Annotated in this window: 5 protein-coding genes; 2 read left to right on the forward strand and 3 right to left on the reverse strand. The window is 70.7% G+C overall.

Annotation, left to right across the window (positions count from 1 at the left end; translation table 11 throughout):
- The coding region (locus GT042_RS30280) for a zf-HC2 domain-containing protein (RefSeq protein ID WP_345943978.1) at positions 1–474 on the reverse strand (474 nt) is incomplete at its 3' end.
- Positions 471–1,229: an RNA polymerase sigma factor SigE gene (gene sigE / locus GT042_RS30285; protein ID WP_202534187.1), complete on the reverse strand. Its 759-nt coding sequence runs from the start codon at positions 1,227–1,229 to the stop codon at positions 471–473. The genes GT042_RS30280 and sigE, both read right to left, overlap by 4 nt.
- A gap of 106 nt (positions 1,230–1,335) precedes the next feature.
- Here sigE and GT042_RS30290 point away from each other — a divergent pair, with 106 nt between their 5' ends.
- The gene (locus GT042_RS30290) at positions 1,336–2,037 is read left to right on the forward strand and encodes an O-methyltransferase (protein WP_161311892.1); all 702 of its coding nucleotides are present in this window, start codon (positions 1,336–1,338) and stop codon (positions 2,035–2,037) included.
- 116 nt (positions 2,038–2,153) lie between these two features.
- On the opposite strand, the gene GT042_RS30295 is transcribed toward GT042_RS30290, so the two are convergent.
- Positions 2,154–2,321, reverse strand: a complete 168-nt coding sequence (locus GT042_RS30295) for a DUF3117 domain-containing protein (protein ID WP_003966491.1) — start codon at positions 2,319–2,321, stop codon at positions 2,154–2,156.
- A 308-nt stretch (positions 2,322–2,629) separates the two neighbouring features.
- On the opposite strand from GT042_RS30295, the gene GT042_RS30300 reads away from it, so the two are divergent.
- The gene (locus tag GT042_RS30300) at positions 2,630–3,433 is read left to right on the forward strand and encodes an enoyl-CoA hydratase-related protein (RefSeq protein WP_161311890.1); all 804 of its coding nucleotides are present in this window, start codon (positions 2,630–2,632) and stop codon (positions 3,431–3,433) included.
- The last annotated feature ends 52 nt before the right edge of the window (positions 3,434–3,485 follow it).

Consider the following 3,485-nt stretch of genomic DNA (forward strand, 5'->3'; position numbering starts at 1 on the left):
GAACGACACCGCGCTCGCCGCGGCGAACGCGAACCGCCGCGCACGCCACGGGGAACGCTCCGCCGCCTCGCGGCCGACCTCGTGGATACGGAATCCGGAGCCGCCCGGGACCATCCCGGAGTGCGCCGCGGCCGGTTCGTAGTCGAACCCGCCCGAGCGCACCCCGAAGACGCCGTTCCCGAACGTGCCCCCGTCGAAGAGACCTCGACGGGGGTCGTCGTCGTCCCGGCCGGGGGAACCGCCGGGCAGCCCCTGGAGTCTGGCGAGCAGGCCGGCGGACATCTGGGGTCCGGCGGCCTGGGCGAACACGTTCTTGAGCCGGCGCTGGGCGTCGGCCTCCGCCTTGCACCTGGCACAGGTCGCGAGATGGGCCAGCACACGCTCACGCGCGTCATGGTCCAGCTCCCCGTCCACCAGGGCGGCGAGTCGGTCCCCCAGATGCTGTTCGGCGGGGGTCGGGCTGGTGGCACTCACGCCGGTCCGCCCTCCCCGGCCACACTCACGAAGGCACGCTGCTCGGCCCGGGCCTCGGGCGAACGGTGCTGGAGGGCCTTGCGCAGGTGCGAACGCCCGCGGTGGATCCGGCTGCGCACGGTGCCGAGCTTCACACCGAGCGTCGCCGCGATCTCCTCGTACGACAGTCCCTCGATGTCACAGAGCACCACCGCGGCACGGAACTCAGGCGCGAGGGTGTCCAGCGCCTGCTGGACGTCCGCGTCGAAGTGGGTGTCGTGGAAGACCTGCTGCGGGGACGGCTCACGGCTGGGCAGCCGCTCCGCCGCGTCGTCACCGAGCGCGTCGAACCGGATCCGCTGCTTGCGGCGGACCATGTCGAGGAAGAGGTTGGTGGTGATGCGGTGCAGCCAGCCCTCGAACGTGCCGGGGGTATAGGTCGACAGCGATCGGAAGACCCGGACGAACACTTCCTGGGTCAGGTCCTCCGCGTCGTGCTGGTTGCCCGTCAGCCGGTAGGCGAGGCGGTAGACACGTCCGCTGTGCGTGCTGACGATCTCCTCCCAGCTGGGGGGCGTCCACGCCTGCGCGTCCGCATCCGATGCGAAAGTCGCCGTAACTGCGGAGTCGTTGGAGCGAGAACGGTCAGCGAAGTTGGTCACGGATCTCGGCTCACCCGCCGACCCGAGGAAGCGCCAGAGCACTCCTCCCCGATCCACAGGCTCAGCCGCACCTCCCCTATCGGCTCTGGTGGTGTCCAGTCGAGCCCCTACCATAGCCACCTCGCCCGTTAGCTCCGGATAAGAATCTTTACGTGAATATGGGGCCGATCCCAGCCGCTCGTCACCGTGCTGCCCGCCCCCTCATAACGTCCGGTCCCATCTGCGGGTTCCCGGGCGCAGCGGATACAGTCACCGTTGCGCCGCCAACGGGGACAAGGAGAGGGTCATTACCGCCAACCGGCAGACGAGCTGGGCGTTCTCCGACGCCTACGTCGCCGAGGACGAAGCACTCCACTGGGCCCGCGACAGGGCCCATGAGACGGGGCTTCGCTCGGTGTCACCGGGCACCGGTGCCGCGCTGCGTCTGCTCGCCGCCACCCTGGACGCGAAATCGGTGGCCGAGATCGGCACCGGGACGGGTGTCTCAGGGACGTACCTGCTCCAGGGCATGCGGCCCGACGGCGTGCTGACCACGGTCGACACCGAACCGGAGCGCCAGCAGTTCGCCCGGCAGACCTTCCGGGCGGCCGGCTTCACCGGCAACCGCGCGCGCTTCATCCCCGGCCGCGCCCTCGACGTCCTGCCCCGGCTCGCCGACGGCGGGTACGACCTCGTCTTCTGCGACGGGGACCGGCTGGAGTCCCTCGACTACCTCGACGAATCGCTCCGGCTGCTGCGGCCGGGCGGTCTGGTCTGCTTCGAGGGCATGTTCGCGGACGGCCGGACGGTGGACTCGGCGGCGCAGCAGGCGGAGGTGCTGCGGCTGCGGGAGCTGCTGCGGGCGGTACGGGAGAGCCAGGAGCTCCAGTCGGCGCTGCTGCCGGTGGGCGACGGGCTGCTGTGCGCGGTCCGCCGGGGCTGAGTCCTTTTGTACGTCCGGGTGAAAAAGGGCTGCCCCGGCGCGGACCTGATCCGTGCCGGGACAGCTGTGGTGTCGATCCGGGGATGACGCACGACCCCGAAGACTGTGCGTTCCGCTCAGCCGACGACCTTCTTGAGAGCGTCGCCGAGGGCATCCGCCTCGTCCGGGGTCAGCTCGACGACGAGCCGACCGCCGCCTTCGAGCGGAACGCGCATGACGATGCCCCGCCCCTCCTTGGTCACCTCGAGCGGGCCGTCGCCCGTCCGCGGCTTCATGGCCGCCATGCTCGTTCCCCTTCCTGAAACCAGCTCATCTCCGCCGGCGGCCCCATGACAGGCGCTGTGTCACCGGCATCGAACACATTGCTTCCAGGCCATTATCCCGCATGGCGGGACCCGATGACCAACATCGGTCGGCATCGCTTGCGCAACGCGCTTCCGCAAAACCACTCAATTCGGCGATCCGCCTGCGATACTTCGCCGCCGCCGGGACCTGGTACGACCCGGCGGGACCCGTCCGGGACCCGGCGGCCGGGTTTCCTGGGCCATGCTGGACCCGGACAGGACTGCCCGAGCCGCGAAGGGACCCGATCATGGCCGACACCGTGCTGTACGAGGTGAGTGACGGACTCGCAACGATCACGATCAACCGGCCCGAGGCCAGGAACGCGCTCGACGTGGCGACGAAGGCCGCGCTGCGGGACACGCTGGAGACGGCGGGCGCGGACCCGGCGGTACGGGGTGTGCTGCTGACGGCGGCGGGGGACCGGGCGTTCTCGGTGGGCCAGGACCTCAAGGAGCACATGGCGCTGCGCGCGGCGGACCGGGAGCGGGGCTCGGACGACACGATGCGGACGGTGCGGGAGCACTACAACCCGATCGTCCTCGCGATCACGACGATGCGGAAGCCGGTCGTGGCTGCGGTGAACGGCGTCGCGGCGGGGGCGGGCCTCGGCTTCGCCCTGGCGGCGGACTACCGGGTGGTGTCGGACACGTCGTCCTTCACGACGGCGTTCGCCGGGGTGGCGCTGACGGCGGACTCGGGGGTGTCCTGGACGCTGCCGCGCCTGATCGGGGCGGGGCGGGCGGCGGACCTGCTGCTGTTCCCCCGGACGGTCGGGGCGGAGGAGGCGCTGGCGCTGGGGCTGGTGCACCGGGTGGTCCCGGCGGATTCGCTGGCCGCGGAGGCGGTGTCGGTGGCCCGGACTTTGGCGGCGGGGCCGACGGTGGCGTACGCCTCGCTGAAGGAGTCGCTGGCGTATGGGGTGGGGCGGACGTTGGAGGAGGCGTTGTCTCGGGAGGCGGAGTTGCAGTCGGTGGCGGGTTCTTCCGACGACCACGGGATCGCGGTAGAGGCGTTCCTCTCCAAAACCCCGCCAAATTTCACAGGCCGCTGAAGCCCCTCCGGCCGGGCCCTTTTTGTCCTCAATCGCCGGACGGGCTTGATTT

Origin of the sequence: Streptomyces sp. SID3212 (assembly GCF_009865405.1) — a bacterium.
In the GTDB taxonomy this organism is placed as follows: domain Bacteria; phylum Actinomycetota; class Actinomycetes; order Streptomycetales; family Streptomycetaceae; genus Streptomyces.

Coding starts and splice junctions, on each gene's coding strand:
- sigE (WP_202534187.1), bottom strand. CDS start 1,229: ATGGTAGGGGCTCGACTGGACACCACCAGAGCCGATAGGGGAGGTGCG.
- GT042_RS30295 (WP_003966491.1), bottom strand. CDS start 2,321: ATGGCGGCCATGAAGCCGCGGACGGGCGACGGCCCGCTCGAGGTGACC.
- GT042_RS30300 (WP_161311890.1), top strand. CDS start 2,630: ATGGCCGACACCGTGCTGTACGAGGTGAGTGACGGACTCGCAACGATC.